Here is a 14,881-nt window from a genome sequence, read left to right as displayed (position 1 = left end):
GATGCGCAATGCGTTATGCTGGAATGAAACAAAAGAACGATGGGAGTTTTAATTATGAAGAAAAGTGGGATAGCAGCGCTTGTTGTGCTCGGCATTGCGGTAGTCGGCATGGGGGCGTGGTGGATGACGGATCAACACACTTATTCATCGATTGTGGATACCGCAAAGGACGTCAAGAAGTGGGAAGCCGATCCGCGGCCACTTCAATCCGATGCTGCAGCTAAGAAGCAAGTCGCACAGATTAAACAATCGAGTAAGGCAGCCAGCAGCTTGGTTGAAGCCCACAAGATGGTTGTGATTCCAGGCTTGCGTGGTGCTTGGTCGATTAATTACAAGACGAAGAAGGTCGCTTTTGGCAATGACTGGGTGCCTCAAGGTGTCACACAGTCGAAGACCCATTACTACATCAGTATGTATGACGGCCGCCACAAGTTGAACTCGATTATTACGCAGATTGACCGCAAAACCGGGAAGTACCTGAAGACGTTAATCCTGAATTCCAAAGCACATGTGGGTGGCATTACCTATGATCAGAAGCGTCAACGCCTCATGTGGTCCGATGATACGGGTAAGGGGGCCGGTGCCGGATTTGCTTATGTTGACAAGCCAGTCATCGATGCGTATCAAGCGAGTGAAAGCAAACAGCCGATTGCATCCAAGCGCATCCCTTGGGAACTCGGTACCCGGACATCCGCCATTACGCTTTATGATAATCAATTGATTGTCGTGAAATATGGTCAAAAAGCCAGTCAACACTCAATTGTCGCCGTCCCACTTGATAAGAGCGGATTGCCAAAGCCGGTCACGGTGGAACAGATGTTGACCTTGATTCAAAAGGTTCCGCAAGCGCAGTTAAGGGAAGATCCATTGAACGCCGCACTAAAGGCAATGATTGATAAAAAGATGATCAATTCGTATGCACCAGGCTATCCTCGGTTGCAAGGGGTCGCTGTTACCCCTAATGGCTTAACACTGCTCAGTCAATCGAATGGTGAAAAGCCCGGTAAGATTCTGTTGCGGATCCCTGAAGGTGGCAATTGGTCGAACTTGAAATTCACCAAACCTGAGGCTGGTGCAACGGTCATCAATGTACCAAACTCAGTTGAAGAAGTCGGTATGAGCACAGATGCCAGCCAAATCGCGATGGTTTTTGAAAGCGGTGCGCGCCAATATCGAGAAACCGGCAGTATGTTCCACCGGCCAAAGTATATGGATCGCTTGTTAATTCTGTCAGTCGAATCCTAATACTCACGGTATGAACAGCAATTAAAAATCGTGGACAAAAAGCGTTGTGAAACACTCCCATTGGGGCGTGATCACAACGCTTTTTGATGATGTTACCAGCCGCCTGAGAAACCGCCACCGCCACTGGAACCACCGGAATAACCACCACCACTGCCGAAGTTATTGCCACTATTACTGCTGGTACTACTGTAGTTGCTGGCAACCCAAATTGGCAGGCTATTGAAGTCGGTGTTGCCTTTGCCGCTATCGGCGTGTTGAATGGCCCGGAAGGTCTTGATTTGGTTTTCTGGTGTGAGTGTGTCCGCGTCTTCTGGCTGCACGTGGCTGATGAATTCGCGCCAAACGCGTTGCTGATCGGCTGGGCTAACGACGAAATCGCGCACCCATTGTTCAAAGGCCGCTTGATAGTAAATGTAAGGAACAAATTTGGCGCTTGCTAACGGTGCGGTTTGCGCGACCAGGTCATCCAGGCTGGGTGTTGCGGTGATGGCTTGAGTAGCGAGTGGGAGTGTCACACTGCCGTAGACATAGCGTGGATAGGCTGTTGCGGGGGCAACTCGCATGACCAAGTCACCAAAGTGAGTTTTGATGTAGGTCGCAAAACTAGTTTGTAACCGTGTGATGGTGTTGCCTTTGCCCTTGAGCTTGAAGTGTTTGATGAAGCGCTCTTGTTCGGCGACAGGTAAGCTATAGAGCAGTGGCATGGCAGCTTTTACGCGTGAGTTTGTCTTGAGTTGTCGGCGATACCACGCTTTGCGTAGCCGATAGAAAATGACGGTCAACGCTGCTAAAGCGATGGCGATACCGGCAGCGAGTTTAATGAGAAAGCCTCGAAAGCGTGATTGCTCACGTTTTTGAGCGATACCAGCAGGCGTCAGAATGGCCGATTTGTTTTTCGTCAGGGTGGTTTGGATGTTCGTCACAATACGACTGACGGCGGCATCGTAGCGATTGGCTTTCAACAGATCTTGGACATTTTCGGTCACAATCTCGCTTGATGCCCCATCTGGCACGGCGGCTTCAAGCCCATAGCCGACTTCCAGACCGTATTTGCGATCAGCGACTGCAATGACAAAGTACATCCCATTATCCCAGTTCCGCTCACCGATTTTGAGTTGTGCGAAGCGTTCAGCCTTGTAGTCATCGATATCGTCATCGTTAGGAATGTGCTGATAGGTTTCAACAGCTAAGCGCGGGTGACCCGGGAGCTTTGCGAAGTTCGTTTCACTCAGGTGGTAAATCTGATCCATCGTCTTTTTTGATAAGACATTGGCGTGATCAGCCACCCACTTGTTTTGGGCAGCGTGCGTCACTTGTGGTCGTGACAGGCCAATGCCAATCAGTAGTAACGTTAGAAGCGCTAACCCAAACTTTTTCATCGCTGCCTCCTTTAATCCGTAGTATCGTGAGTTTTCTTTGGTCGCCGTGAATTCCGGTACTGATTAATGTCTTGATGATAGGCGTTACGCGAATTGGGTTGGAACCACTTGGATAACTGTTCGGGATCAATGCCGACCTGTGTTTGAACCGCCTGAGTAAAAGTATTCCATGCGGCCTTTTTAGCTGTGTCATTTTGAGCTCGGCGTGTGTCGCGAACATAGTGGCCGACCAAATGCCGGAATCGTTCCTGTTGCTTGTGATTCATTTGGAGATAGGTTTTCTGACCGGCAGCTTCCATATCGCCAATAGCAGTAAGTTCGCGCTGATCGTCGTCGATGGTCAGAAATGAGCGGATGGGAATAATGATGTAGAGCACGTAAGCCACCCATGGCAGGAAGAAAGCCAAAATAATCAGTGCCGCGAGCAGGAAACTATTTTCCATATTGTGTTGGCCATAAACGCTGGTATAAATCTGGTGCATACGTTCCTTATCGTCGGTCTGTTGATGGACAACTGTTTCGGTGATGTAGCGGAATACCAGCGTAATGAGCAGATACAAGGCACCATAGAGCATCACGCTGAGGTTCTCGACATCACCAGACATTAAACGCGTCAAAGGCGGTACCAGCGAGAGTAAGAAGGTCAGCAGGAATTCGAGTAGGACGACGCGCCGTGGAATTACGTCGACGGTGCTAAAAAGGGTGGCCTGTTGATACCAGATGTTAGCCACGAAACAAAAACTCACCGCATACACAGCAACAGCGAGAAAGAAGCTGAGAATGTGTTCATGGTCGCTCCAACTGGCGGCAGGCAATTCCAGCGCCATGATGGTGATGATAATCGCGATGATGGCATCGACAAATGTGTCGAGCCGAATTTTAAGTGCATTAGAAATCATGATGTGTCGCTCCAACAAGTTGATTGATGGTACTTTCACAGTCAGTATACGCCATAAAAATGCGACGAACACTAAGTCTGAAGCCGCAATTTGTCTTTATTAGTGCTCACAGCCAGCCCGTGTGGTTTCGCACTCTAAACGTGTTCCAAGCGCCAACAATCTCCGCCTAACTTACTTTTCGCTCATGGCAAGCGTGCCATATCGCTCAAAGTCAGTTAGTGCTCGATTGCTAAACGGCGCTTGTCACAACATAAACGTGCTCAACCACACTGTCTGTTCCGCCTAATGAGACTAGCGATAATTAGCAAAGACCGCTATTATCACTAGTCTCCATTAGTGCTCACAGCCAGCCCGTGTGGTTTCGCACTCTAATCAGCGTTTGTTGCGCTGCGTCTGTGTTGCCAGTAAAAATTGTAGCGGCCACTGCCAGTGCGAGACCCGTGACGACAAAGATTGGGCCGATTGGAATCACATCCGCCAGTGGTCCGTAGCCCAACATGGCAATCGGATAAATCCCGGTCGAGAGAATCTGCCACAGTGAGAAAGTCCGGCCCATCAATTCAGGACTGACCGTTTCTTGCAAGTAGATGGTTTGTGCAGCTTGCATGATGGGGTAGAAAATTCCGGACACAAACATGAAGAACAAGTAGATCCAGAATGGTTCGACTAATCCCATGGCGAAAAAGGCAATCCCACTGCCAAAGAAGCCAATAACCATGGTATTGAGTGGTGCTTTTAACTGCTTATTCATGACGATATAAAGGCCGCCAAGACTTGCACCGACCGTCCATGCGAGTTCATTGAAGGTCAATGCCCACACACCGCTGCCAAATGTGCGCTTAACGTAGAGTGTTGAGAGCTGGGAGGATGGTGTAATCAGGATATAAGCCAAGGCAACAAAGGCCATGAACACGGCTAACGTATGGTTGTGAACGACGGCGGTTAAGCCAGATTTGAGTTCTTGCCAGTTGGAATCGGTGACCGGCGCACGCTTGCGTTTTGGTGGATCGAGCCGCAGTAGGGCCAAAATAGCGAGCAAGGCCGTGGTCGCATCCACAATGAAGATCCAGAAGATCCCAGCGTCACCCAAGATCCAACCAGCCAACAGGGGTGACATCAAGAGCATCAGTGACATCACAATTGGTTGAGGCCGTTCATGCGTGTGAGCTGTTCCTTGGGGACGATTTCGGGCAACAGCGCATTTGCGGCTGGCATCTCGACACCGTTACCGAAAGAGCGGACGGCTGAGATGGCAAGCAGTACCCACAGACTGTGGTCGACGGTTAAAAAGACAACCGCGAGTACCAGCGTGAGGACGGTAACAATGGCACTCGCGCCGATCACGAGCCATTTGCGAGAGCACCGATCAGCCCATACCCCAGCAAAGAGTGAAATTAAAATTGCTGGCAGTGTGCCTGCGAGTGAGGCATAGGTCATCCATGCGCCAGATGCGGTTTTGAGCGCGAGGTACCACAGAATTGCAAAGGTGACCGTTGATGAACCGAAGACGAATAAATTTTGACTGATGAGATAGCGGGCGGCATTCCCGCGCCAAGCTGATTGCATGATGATTCCTCCTGAATATTGCGATTATCTCCAGCATACGCAATCTGTGCACAAATGCATATCTGGGCCCTCGCGAGACGTGATTTTGCCAAATTAAGTGAACATCCAACCTCAGTCGGTGGCGTTTGCCTGAAAATCAGGTATGATAGTAGCTGAGTAAATTTACTGAAAGTGGGATCTATAATGGAACAATTATTTTTTGACTTTGATGGCACAATTGCTGATTCTGAAGTGGGAATCGTCAATTCAATCAAGTACTTTGTGAAGCAGATGGGCTTGCGGCCACTGACAGATGCTGAGTATCGGACATTCATTGGCCCGGCACTGACCAGCAGCTTGAAACGCTACTATCCAGAAATTGACGAGGCGACCATTACCCAGGCAATTAATACGTATCAAGATTACTACCTGAAAGAAGGTATTTATCAGCTTGATCTGTACCCTGGCATCAAGCAGGCGCTGACCGACATCCGTAATCAAGGTTATCGCGTCAACATCGCCTCTGCAAAGCCCGAACAGATGATCAACCAGATTGTGAAGCACTTTGATCTGGGGGACTATTTTGATGGTGAGTTCGGTGCCACGATGGATGAACGCGTTCGGAGCACGAAGACGGAAGTGCTAGCTTATGCATTGAATGAAACCAAGGCAGTACCAGCAGAGAGCCTGATGATTGGTGATCGCGATACCGACATGTTGGGCGGTAAGAACAATGGTGTCAAAACGCTCGGTGTCCTGTACGGCTTTGGCGATCGTGGTGAATTACAGGCGGCGGATGCCAACTATATTATTGATCGGCCCAATGAATTGTTGACCGGTATTACTAAGGTGATGGCGAATTAATCATGGAAATCTTACTGTATGGTCTAGCAATCGTTGGCTTAATCATTGTCGCTCAAGTTATGCAGGGCTTTATGTCCCGCATGCCGCTACCCCTAATTGAAATTGCATTGGGCTTAATCGTGGGTATTCTCGTGCCACGATTGGCACTGCAACAGTTTGATTCGAATCTATTTATGATGGCGGTTGTTGCGCCGCTGATGTTTAATGAGGGCCAAAATACCTCACGACGAGCATTGAGTCGAAACCTGGTCAATGTGCTGATGCTCGCGGTAGTGTTGGTGGTGATTACGGTGATTGGCGTTTCCGGATTGGTCTCATGGATTAAGCCGGAATATAGCTTTTGGAGTGTATTCATTCTCGCCGCCATTCTGTCACCAACCGATGCGACCGCGGTTTCTGGGCTGACGGCCAATCTGACTATTCCTGAACGACTGATGCAGTTGCTGGAAGGTGAGTCGCTTTTTAATGATGCGACTGGGATTGTGATTTTGAACTTTGGCCTGGCAGTCATTGCATCAGGTAAGGTGGCCATTCAACAAGGCGTCGAGACGTTTTTCATCACTTTCCTCGGTGGAATTTTGGTCGGGGTGATTGGCGGGTACCTCATCGTTTGGATCAGAATTTGGTTACAGCAACGCGGCATTGATCATAGTGGCGTAATGGTGCCTATTCATCTCATGACGCCGTTTGTTGTCTATCTGATTGCCGAAGCGTTTGATGTTTCGGGGATTCTCGCGGTCGTCGCAACCGGATTGATTCACGGGCTGGAACGCGATCATCTACAGATGATGGCGACGCGGATGATAGTTGTTACCAATACCGTGTGGCAAGTCGTGACGGATTTGTTGAACGGGGTTGTGTTTGTGCTATTGGGGCTCAGTTTGCCCTTGGCCTTCCGTGATTCAAAGGACTGGCCGGCCTACATCGGGATTGCCTTTGTGCTCTATCTCTTGATGTTGGCTGTGCGATGGTTGTTCATTCGCTTCACACTGACGCTGCCGCTACAGATGACACGCAGTCGGGCCAGCAGCTTGCTCACACTATTCGGTAGTCACGGGACGGTAACGATGGCCTTAGCGCTATCATTGCCGGCAACCCTGGTTTTCCGACAACAAGTCGTGCTCATTGCGGCGCTTGTGGTCCTGTTTAGTCTGGTTGTGCCAACCCTTGTTGCACCATCCTTACTTCCACCAGCGCCAACGATGATTGGACCGGATTTTTCGACTGCGCGCAAGAACATGCTGGAAGAGACGGCGAGTTGGATGATGCACCAAGGTGGCGAGAGCGTGGCTCGACAGCGAGTTGTCTCGACCCTGCGCGAGCAAACCGGTGATCGGATGCGTGCCAATCGAACACTGACTCGGCAGTTGATGGCACAGGCGCAGGACGTCGAAATTCAAGCGATTAGTGATCAGGTTGCGGCTGGCAAATTGCCATCGTACGCGGCCAGTGGGTACCAGCGTTATCTGAACGCCAATATGCAGCTCAATCAGCGCGGTGTCGTTCGGCGCTGGTTCCAAAACATTATTTGGCAGGTATTCAGTGTGCCACTGCGGCGACGCATACGCCGGACACGGGAACAGATGACGGATGAGAATCGGCAAGAAATTGTAAAAAAAGAGATCTTATTGTACAACTAGAACAGATTGGTTATGAGGCTGCGATGCGATGGCTGAAGCAGCAGGAACGAACACCGGAAGCAAACGTTATCGCAAGCTTCTATCAACAACGGCACAATCGATTCGTGGCAAATGACGATTTGAATGCGGAAGAAAATAGCTTGTACGTGATGGCGTTCCAATACGAGTATCAGTATGTGGATACTCAATTACGGGCTAAACAGCTGTCGACTGAAGTGGCGAATGCCTTGCGTGAACAGATTTCGTATGATGAAATGGTTTATATGCAGCAACAAATTAGTTTTATCCAAAAAGGAAGAGGGGGACGCATTGGCGACGATTGCAGATATTGCAGCAAAAGCGGGTGTGAGCAGCGCAACCGTATCACGGGTGCTGAATTACGATCCGACGCTCTCAGTGACTGAAGCGACCAGAGCACGGATTCTTGCCACAGCAGAGGCATTGAATTACACCAAGCCTGCGAAGAAGAGCAAACGGCGCGCGCGGATTGCACTCGTGCAGTGGTACACCGAAGATCGCGAGTTAACGGATCTTTATTACCTCGCAATTCGAATGGCCGTGGAACAGGCGGCTCAAGCGGCAGATCTGGAGCTGGTACGCACCTTTGCCGGGACTATCGATCCCAAACAAGAAGTGGCGGGATTGATTGCGATTGGCAAATTCAGTCCGGCCCAATGCGAATCCTTCAAGGCCTTAACCCCAAATGTCGTGTTGGTGGATATGCTGGGGGATGCTTGGCAGATGGATGCCGTCATTCCTGATTTTAAAGGCGCGGTGCAACAGGTTGTGGATGCGTTTGTGAGTGCAAATAAGCAACAGCTCGCAATTCTCAGTGGCCAGGAACAGACCAGCGATGAGCAGGTTCAACTTCCTGATGTGCGCGTACCAGCTTTCATCGATGCTGTTAAGCGTGCCGGCTTGCCTGAACCAGCAATCTATCGAGGCGATTTCACACCTGATAGCGGCTACCAAGTGATGAAGCAGCTGATTGCGCGCCAACAATTGCCAGCGGGGTTGTTTGTCACTAACGATGCGATGGCGATCGGCGCGTTGCGAGCATTGCAGGAAGCACAGATTGAGGTGCCGGGACAAATTGCTGTCATCAGTTTTGATGATACGGCGATTGCTAAGCATGTCTATCCAGCGCTAACGGCGATTCATGTGGATACCGAAGCGATGGGGCAGTGGGCGGTGCGCTTGATTGATGATCGGCTGAATGATCCCGACTTGGCGCCTGTGCGCATTACGCTGGGGACAAAATTGGTGAAGAGAGAAAGTTTTTAGAGCGCGACAAAAAGCGGTTAAAACATGAGGATTAGCAAAAACTTTGACGAAATCCGGGTTGTGGATTTGGCAAAGTTGAGCTAACCGGAGTGTTTTGCTTTTTGGAGCGCGTTTAGAGTTCAAACACGTTAAAGTGCTTGGAGCGCGTTTATGCCCCGCAAACATCAAACCAAAAGAGTCTCAGTAGGCACACTAATCGTGTGTGTCTACTGAGACTCTTTTTGGTACCCGTTGGATCCAACTCACTTAACATTGCTCGGTGTTGGCTTGATAATCTTATCACCAACTTCATTGAGTAAGGCAAGCAATTGTTCCGCCTTATCATTACCCAGTACGTGTACCCAGGATGAGAATTGTTGCGCGGCGCTCTTAGTGAGCTTCTTTTCGACTTCCTTACCGTTGGGGTGAGATAGAGGAAATGACGCCGGCGATCACTCTCGTCGATTTCTTGGCGCAGGAACCCATAACTGCGCAAAATCTTAATTTGACGCGCAATGGCTGGTTTGGTCACACCGCGTCGGTTGACGATATCCATCAACGTGATTTTGTCCGCATTCGCGACATCATATAAGATTTGATATTGTTCAAACGATAATTGATATTCCGACATTGGCTTTGAAATTAAATCATTAATATTTTTTAGCGTTGTAAAGTAGGTATCAATAAACGCCATTAGCAATTGTTCGTTTGTCATAAGCTCCTCCAGTATATTACAATCTAAATTTTACCAAAGAATAAAATTCTTGCAAAAGAAAACTATCAGCGTACACTGTTTATTAATCGTTCATCAGATGAACCAAACGGAGGGGAAACACGTGAAACGTCTACCACGATGGGTCAAAGTGACCGTCATCACAGTCTTGAGCGTTTTTTGATCGGATTGATCGGCGCCAGTCTGTATTTTTATCAATATGCTTTTGTGCCCGAAAAAATCTTTTTTGAACAGTAAGGAAGATCCACAAGTCGTCCTCGCACAAAATGGTTGAAGCAGCAGCCCACACAGACGTGGCAAGAAACGGCAGCAAATAGTGATTTGAAGCTTAAAGCACTCTATGTACCGGCGAAACCAGCAAGTAACAAGACCATTGTTGTCGCCCATGGTTACATGGGTAAGAAGGAAGATATGGCACGCTATATCCAACTCTTTAATCGCGCCGGCTACAATGTCTTAGCGCCCGACGATCGCGGGCACGGGCAATCGCAGGGAAACTATATCGGCTATGGGTGGCCGGACCGCTTGGATTACACCAAGTGGGTCAAGCAGGTCATCGCCAAGAATGGGCAGAAGAGTGAAATCGGCCTGTTCGGCGTATCGATGGGTGGCGCGACGGTGATGTATATGAGTGGCGAGAAGTTACCCACGCAAGTCAAAGCAATCGTTGAAGACTGTGGATACACCAGTATTGAAGATGAGCTCACTTATCAGGCCAAGCAGATGTTTAATCTACCCAAGTACCCATTGATTCCATCGGTGGCGCTAACCGCAAGTATCAAAGCGGGCTACAACGTCTTTGATGCGAAGACCGAGCCCCAACTGAAGAAAAATAAGCTGCCAATTTTCTTTATTCACGGTGCTAAGGATACCTTCGTACCAACCAGCATGGTATACCAGAATTACGCCGCGACCAACGCGAAAAAAGCGCTCTGGGTTGTCCCAGGCGCTAAACATGCGGCGAGCCTGAAGACACACCCGAAAGCTTACCAGCAAAAAGTTACACAGTGGTTTGCGCGTTATCTTTGAGAATCTGATAGATGCGTGTCGCATCCGCGTCCGTTCCACGTAACTCGTAATCCGCAATAAACGGTGCGCCGAATTCATCAGCGTAACGCTTGGCAGTCAAGCAATACTGCTCATTGAAGTTGCGGTTACCACTTCCGATAATGCCGCGGCACAAGGAGGCATTATCACCCTCTGCGATGTAGTCACCGAGAGCCTGGGTCATCAATTCCTTGACCCCGTTGTCGATGCCATTGCCGCCATCGAGATAGGTCGGTACCATCGCAAAATAAGGTTCAGTTTCTCCGGTGCTGATTGTGGCATCGGAGATTTCTTTGAGTTCAATGAGTGGGTTAGCATCATCAAGGGCGTGTTGCGATGCCGCATAGCGCTGAAGGTGTTCCGCAAAGGCGCGTGTGTTACCAGAAATCGAAATAAAGAGTAAGTTAATTGTCATGATTTAGCCTCCCAATCTATGCTCTACTGTATCATTGACGCGCACAGGTTAGTAGCGCAAAAGCACCAATCGGGTGAATTAAAAATCAGAATTCAGTTGCCATAAGCCTTATCTTTTCTTGAAAATTTCTGAACGTGCTAGAATAATTGAGATGATAAGGAGGAATGAATAGATGATTGATTATGAAACACCACGGCGGCATTTTCGCTGGCCATCACTCATTATTGGGATTTTGTTTATCTTAGGTGGTATCGGAACATTGATGCATCCGGGTTCAGCGGTGAAGGGCATTGTTTGGATTATCGCCTTACTGATGTTGATCAGCGGGATTGTGACATTGGGTGTGTTCTTTGATATTCGCCGAGCTAGCGGCCGGACTCACTGGTCCAGCTTGGTCACCGGGATTCTAGATATTATTCTGGCCATCATCGTCTTTAGCAACATGCAAGGTAGCTTCATCTTCTTGGGTTACTTGTTTGCCTTTTGGTTCCTGTTTGATAACATCACAGCATTGCAACTCTCCGGTCTGACACTGCACTCAGGGTTTAACACCTTCATGGCGGTGCTTGGGTTGATTGCTGGGGTCGTGATGTTGTTTACACCCGTTTTGGGCACATTAGTTGCTGTCTACCTGTTAGCGTTCTACTTGTTCCTGTTTGGGATCTTGTTGCTCGCGCGGGCATTTTAACAAAACAGTACTTGGAGAACTTGAATCGATTGTGGTTCAGGTTCTTTTTTTGTGCAGTGGCACTGGAAGGGCTTGGCGCAAGATAAACGCGCTCCAATCCCCAACAATCTCCGCCTAACCCAACTAGTGCAAATTGCATAACCCGCAATTGTTGCGCTAGTCCCGTTAGTGCTCACAGCCAAACCGTGTGGGTTCGCGCTCTGAGCAAAAAAAACCACCATCACTGGTGGAAAAGTTTGGGGGAACTTTATTGGAGTGTAAGTTAATGTGTAAGCAAAGAACATAAGTGATGCTCTGAACTTATGAATTCATTGTATCAAAAATTTTATACAATATAGCGCAACTTTGGAAAGAAATATTTATAAAACTTGGAATCGAGCCGATTTACTTATATAAAATTAGCTAAAATTCCTGGTAACTCGCTGGGTCCTGATCATGAGTTCGACCATCTGGCTTGCTCATTGAATCGATAACTGCCATGTCGGCGTCACTGATGGTGAAGTCGAGATTGAGATTGGCGCGTTGGCGGTCGACCCGTGATGCTTTAGGAATCGGCATAACGCCGTGTTGGTTATCCCATTTCAAGATGAGCTGCACAACAGAGGTGTCATAATTGGCAGCGAGCTGTTGCAGCTTTTTGTCGCCTAACATGTCGCTGGCCCGTCCCAGTGGACTCCACGCTTGCGTCAAAATTCCGTGTTCTGTATCGTATTGGCGCTGTTTTTCTTGATTGAAATAAGGATGCAATTCGATTTGGTTGATGCTTGGTAGCACGCCGGTTTCCTTTTCGAGGCGATCGATGTGTTCTGGCAAGAAGTTCGAGACCCCAATCGAACGCACTAAGCCGAAGCGCTTGGCGTCAATCAGTGCTTGCCAGGCTTCCACGTAATGATTTTCCAGTGGATTTGGCCAGTGGATGAGATAGAGGTCAAAGTAATCGAGATGAGCGCGATACAGTGATTCCTGAATCGTGGCAATCGCTTGATCGTATTCTTGGTGACGACCAGGCAACTTGGAACTGATCAAAATCGATTCGCGGGGAATGCCGCTCTGTTGAACAGCGCGGCCAACCGCACCTTCATTTTCATAATTGAACGCAGAATCGAGCAACCGATAACCGACGTTCAAGGCGCTGGTAATCGTGTTCACGCCCGTTGCACCGTTGAGTTTGTAAGTACCAAACCCGATATCAGGGACAATCAAACCATCGTTGAGTTGAAAAGACATATGCAAATCCTCCTATGATTGTGACTACTTCGAGTGTACTGCAATGGGCATCGGCGATACAAGAACGCTGCCGAATTTGGTCTTGTGGCACTGTATGCACGGCGGATTCCTGTATAATAGAGCCATAAGGATGTGAGATTGTTGCAAAGTGAAAAATTAAGCGTGACCAGTCGCGGCTGGATCATTGTTTTGGGATTGTTTTACAGTGTCTTACTGACCATTGGCGCGATTTCGTTGGGTATGGCGCTGACGATTGGCCGGCCCAGTAGCGTGGAACAGACGATTGTTACCAGTAAGCACATCAAGACAGTGACGGCAGCGGAGAATCGGTTATTACAGAATAAAATTAAGCAGGCTGGGGTCACAGTACCTGCCAAAACGACCTTGATCACCGAAACGGATATCAAGGCATTCGTTCATTCGGGGATGGCTGCCAGCATGGCGAGTCGGAATCAAGTCGCACTAGCGCCGACTGAAACGGCCATTGTGAAGCGGGTTCAGGCGAGTCAGACCAAGCCCCTGACGCAGCAGGTGGAGCGGCGTGTGCGCCAAGTTGTCCACACGGAACTTCAAAAGCAAAATGATGATTATTTGAAGGGCGGCATCGGTACCGCCTATCCACTTCTGGTGCTCATGTCGCAAACGGGGAGTATTGTCGCGGGTATTCTGGCGGTAATCGATCTCGGTTTACTGACGCTTGCCACACATGGCTGGTGGCGCTGGCTTCGAGTTACTGGGCGGCTAACGTATATTGTTGGCTTCATCGGCGGGGTTCTCGCATCGCTTGGTGGCATCGAGCCCATCATTCAGCGCGTGATCTCTGGGACAGATGCGCGCTCACTATTCCTGATTGATATCGCCGTCCACGCTTCTGCGACTTGGAAGCGTGTCGCTGGCACTGTCATCGTGATTGGGTTAGTCTTAGCGGGAAGCAGTTACCTGCTAAAACCTCGAAAGGGTCGTGAAATCAAGTGAAAAAGTCAACATGGATTGCTATCATTGCAGTGGTTATCGTCGCAATTGGTGGTGGCTGGTGGGTTTATAGCCAGCATCAAAGCGAAACGCAGACGGTGACGGACGCCAAGCCAATTGGTAAAACTGCCACCATTTTCTTGCACGGATATAGCGGTGGTCGGGGCTCAACCGATTATCTCATTGCTCAAGCTGAAAAGGCCGGTGGCACCAAAGTGTTGACGGCGACTGTCGCACCGAATGGGAAGGTGACCTGGCAGGGCAATCCGCATAAGGTCAAACATCCACTGGTCCAAGTCCTGTTCACCAACAATAAGAATCCCGACTACACCGTTGACGGCAAGTGGGTCGATAATGTGGCGAAGGGCTTGAAGAAGGATTATGGGGTACAAGAGCTAAATATTGTGGCGCACTCAATGGGCAATCTTGGCACTATGTTTTATGCCGTACGCAATGGTAATGACAAGAATGTGCCTGAGCTGAAAACATACATTGCGATGGCGGGTCACTACGATGGGATTCTGGGTCGCGATGATCAACCTAACCGCATCAAACTCGATGCAGCGGGTAAACCAGCGCCCATGAATGATACCTATGCGGAATTAGCACGCTTGCGGGCCAAGTTCCCACAAATGTGCGTGTGCTGAATATCTTCGGCAACCTCGACGATGGGACCAATAGCGATGGCCGTGTTTCCAACAATTCTTCTCGTTCACTGAAGTACTTGGTCAGCGCGAGTCACGCCGTTTATTCCGAAAAAGAATTCCACGGCAAGTCTGCCCAACACAGTGCGCTACACGGCAATGCCAAGGTAGCTAAGACGATGGTAGATTATCTTTGGTAGGGCGTATGATGTAGGCTGTTTGAAGAATAGAGTACAAAAATAGCAGTGCGGCATGAAGTGCCCCATAATTGTTAGACATGCTTGTCTAACAATTATGGGGTATTTTAATGACTAAATATA

General features: G+C 49.0%; 11 protein-coding genes and 4 pseudogenes. 9 read left to right on the top strand and 6 right to left on the bottom strand.

Translation table 11 applies throughout. The features are described 5' to 3' along the window. The first annotated feature begins 54 nt into the window (after positions 1 to 54). On the top strand, positions 55 to 1,245 hold the full coding sequence (locus JCM17471_RS11410) for a hypothetical protein (protein WP_054777975.1): 1,191 nt from the start codon (positions 55 to 57) through the stop codon (positions 1,243 to 1,245). Positions 1,246 to 1,337: 92 nt separating this feature from the next. Here the strand turns inward: JCM17471_RS11410 and JCM17471_RS11405 are convergent, their stop codons facing one another. From JCM17471_RS11405 to JCM17471_RS11395, 3 genes and pseudogenes are all read right to left on the bottom strand, one after another. Further along, the gene (locus tag JCM17471_RS11405) at positions 1,338 to 2,624 is read right to left on the bottom strand and encodes a TPM domain-containing protein (protein WP_054777974.1); all 1,287 of its coding nucleotides are present in this window, start codon (positions 2,622 to 2,624) and stop codon (positions 1,338 to 1,340) included. Positions 2,625 to 2,635: 11 nt separating this feature from the next. Continuing rightward, positions 2,636 to 3,523 (bottom strand): TMEM175 family protein, encoded by an 888-nt coding sequence (locus tag JCM17471_RS11400; protein WP_054777973.1) that lies wholly within the window; start codon positions 3,521 to 3,523, stop codon positions 2,636 to 2,638. Between the two features lie 340 nt (positions 3,524 to 3,863). Next, positions 3,864 to 5,089 (bottom strand): annotated as a pseudogene (locus tag JCM17471_RS11395) (MFS transporter). A 183-nt stretch (positions 5,090 to 5,272) separates the two neighbouring features. Here JCM17471_RS11395 and JCM17471_RS11390 point away from each other — a divergent pair. From JCM17471_RS11390 to JCM17471_RS11380, 4 genes are read left to right on the top strand one after another with little or no spacing between them, the layout of a single operon-like run. Continuing rightward, positions 5,273 to 5,932, top strand: coding sequence for an HAD hydrolase-like protein (locus tag JCM17471_RS11390; RefSeq protein ID WP_054777972.1), 660 nt, complete (start codon positions 5,273 to 5,275; stop codon positions 5,930 to 5,932). A 2-nt stretch (positions 5,933 to 5,934) separates the two neighbouring features. Continuing rightward, positions 5,935 to 7,572: a cation:proton antiporter gene (locus JCM17471_RS11385; RefSeq protein ID WP_054777971.1), complete on the top strand. Its 1,638-nt coding sequence runs from the start codon at positions 5,935 to 5,937 to the stop codon at positions 7,570 to 7,572. Between the two features lie 23 nt (positions 7,573 to 7,595). Beyond that, positions 7,596 to 7,976, top strand: coding sequence for a hypothetical protein (locus JCM17471_RS14505; RefSeq protein WP_162208390.1), 381 nt, complete (start codon positions 7,596 to 7,598; stop codon positions 7,974 to 7,976). Next, on the top strand, positions 7,882 to 8,856 hold the full coding sequence (locus JCM17471_RS11380; protein ID WP_054777970.1) for a LacI family DNA-binding transcriptional regulator: 975 nt from the start codon (positions 7,882 to 7,884) through the stop codon (positions 8,854 to 8,856). The genes JCM17471_RS14505 and JCM17471_RS11380 overlap by 95 nt, the downstream gene beginning before the upstream one ends. Positions 8,857 to 9,098: 242 nt before the next feature. Here the strand turns inward: JCM17471_RS11380 and JCM17471_RS11375 are convergent. Further along, positions 9,099 to 9,550 (bottom strand): annotated as a pseudogene (locus JCM17471_RS11375) (MarR family winged helix-turn-helix transcriptional regulator). A 138-nt stretch (positions 9,551 to 9,688) separates the two neighbouring features. Between JCM17471_RS11375 and JCM17471_RS11370 the strand changes: the two are divergent. After that, a pseudogene (locus JCM17471_RS11370) lies at positions 9,689 to 10,597 on the top strand (alpha/beta hydrolase). Here JCM17471_RS11370 and nrdI read toward each other — a convergent pair. Continuing rightward, the gene (gene nrdI, locus JCM17471_RS11365) at positions 10,569 to 11,030 is read right to left on the bottom strand and encodes a class Ib ribonucleoside-diphosphate reductase assembly flavoprotein NrdI (protein WP_054777969.1); all 462 of its coding nucleotides are present in this window, start codon (positions 11,028 to 11,030) and stop codon (positions 10,569 to 10,571) included. The pseudogene JCM17471_RS11370 and the gene nrdI sit on opposite strands and share 29 nt — an antisense overlap. Positions 11,031 to 11,202: 172 nt before the next feature. Here nrdI and JCM17471_RS11360 point away from each other — a divergent pair, with 172 nt between their 5' ends. Further along, positions 11,203 to 11,718: an HdeD family acid-resistance protein gene (locus JCM17471_RS11360; protein WP_054777968.1), complete on the top strand. Its 516-nt coding sequence runs from the start codon at positions 11,203 to 11,205 to the stop codon at positions 11,716 to 11,718. A gap of 402 nt (positions 11,719 to 12,120) precedes the next feature. On the opposite strand, the gene JCM17471_RS11355 is transcribed toward JCM17471_RS11360, so the two are convergent. Beyond that, a complete protein-coding gene (locus tag JCM17471_RS11355) occupies positions 12,121 to 12,945 on the bottom strand; it encodes an aldo/keto reductase (RefSeq protein ID WP_054777967.1) in 825 nt (274 codons plus the stop codon). A gap of 141 nt (positions 12,946 to 13,086) precedes the next feature. Between JCM17471_RS11355 and JCM17471_RS11350 the strand changes: the two genes are divergently transcribed. Beyond that, positions 13,087 to 13,920: a hypothetical protein gene (locus JCM17471_RS11350; RefSeq protein WP_054777966.1), complete on the top strand. Its 834-nt coding sequence runs from the start codon at positions 13,087 to 13,089 to the stop codon at positions 13,918 to 13,920. Then, positions 13,917 to 14,761: pseudogene (locus JCM17471_RS11345) on the top strand (alpha/beta hydrolase). Before JCM17471_RS11350 ends, JCM17471_RS11345 begins: the two are co-directional and overlap by 4 nt. Positions 14,762 to 14,881 lie beyond the last annotated feature (120 nt).

Source organism: Lacticaseibacillus saniviri JCM 17471 = DSM 24301, from assembly GCF_001311785.1.
Taxonomy (GTDB): domain Bacteria; phylum Bacillota; class Bacilli; order Lactobacillales; family Lactobacillaceae; genus Lacticaseibacillus; species Lacticaseibacillus saniviri.
The sequence above is the reverse complement of the archived record's forward strand: the minus strand, read 5'-3'. Positions and strand labels throughout refer to the sequence as shown.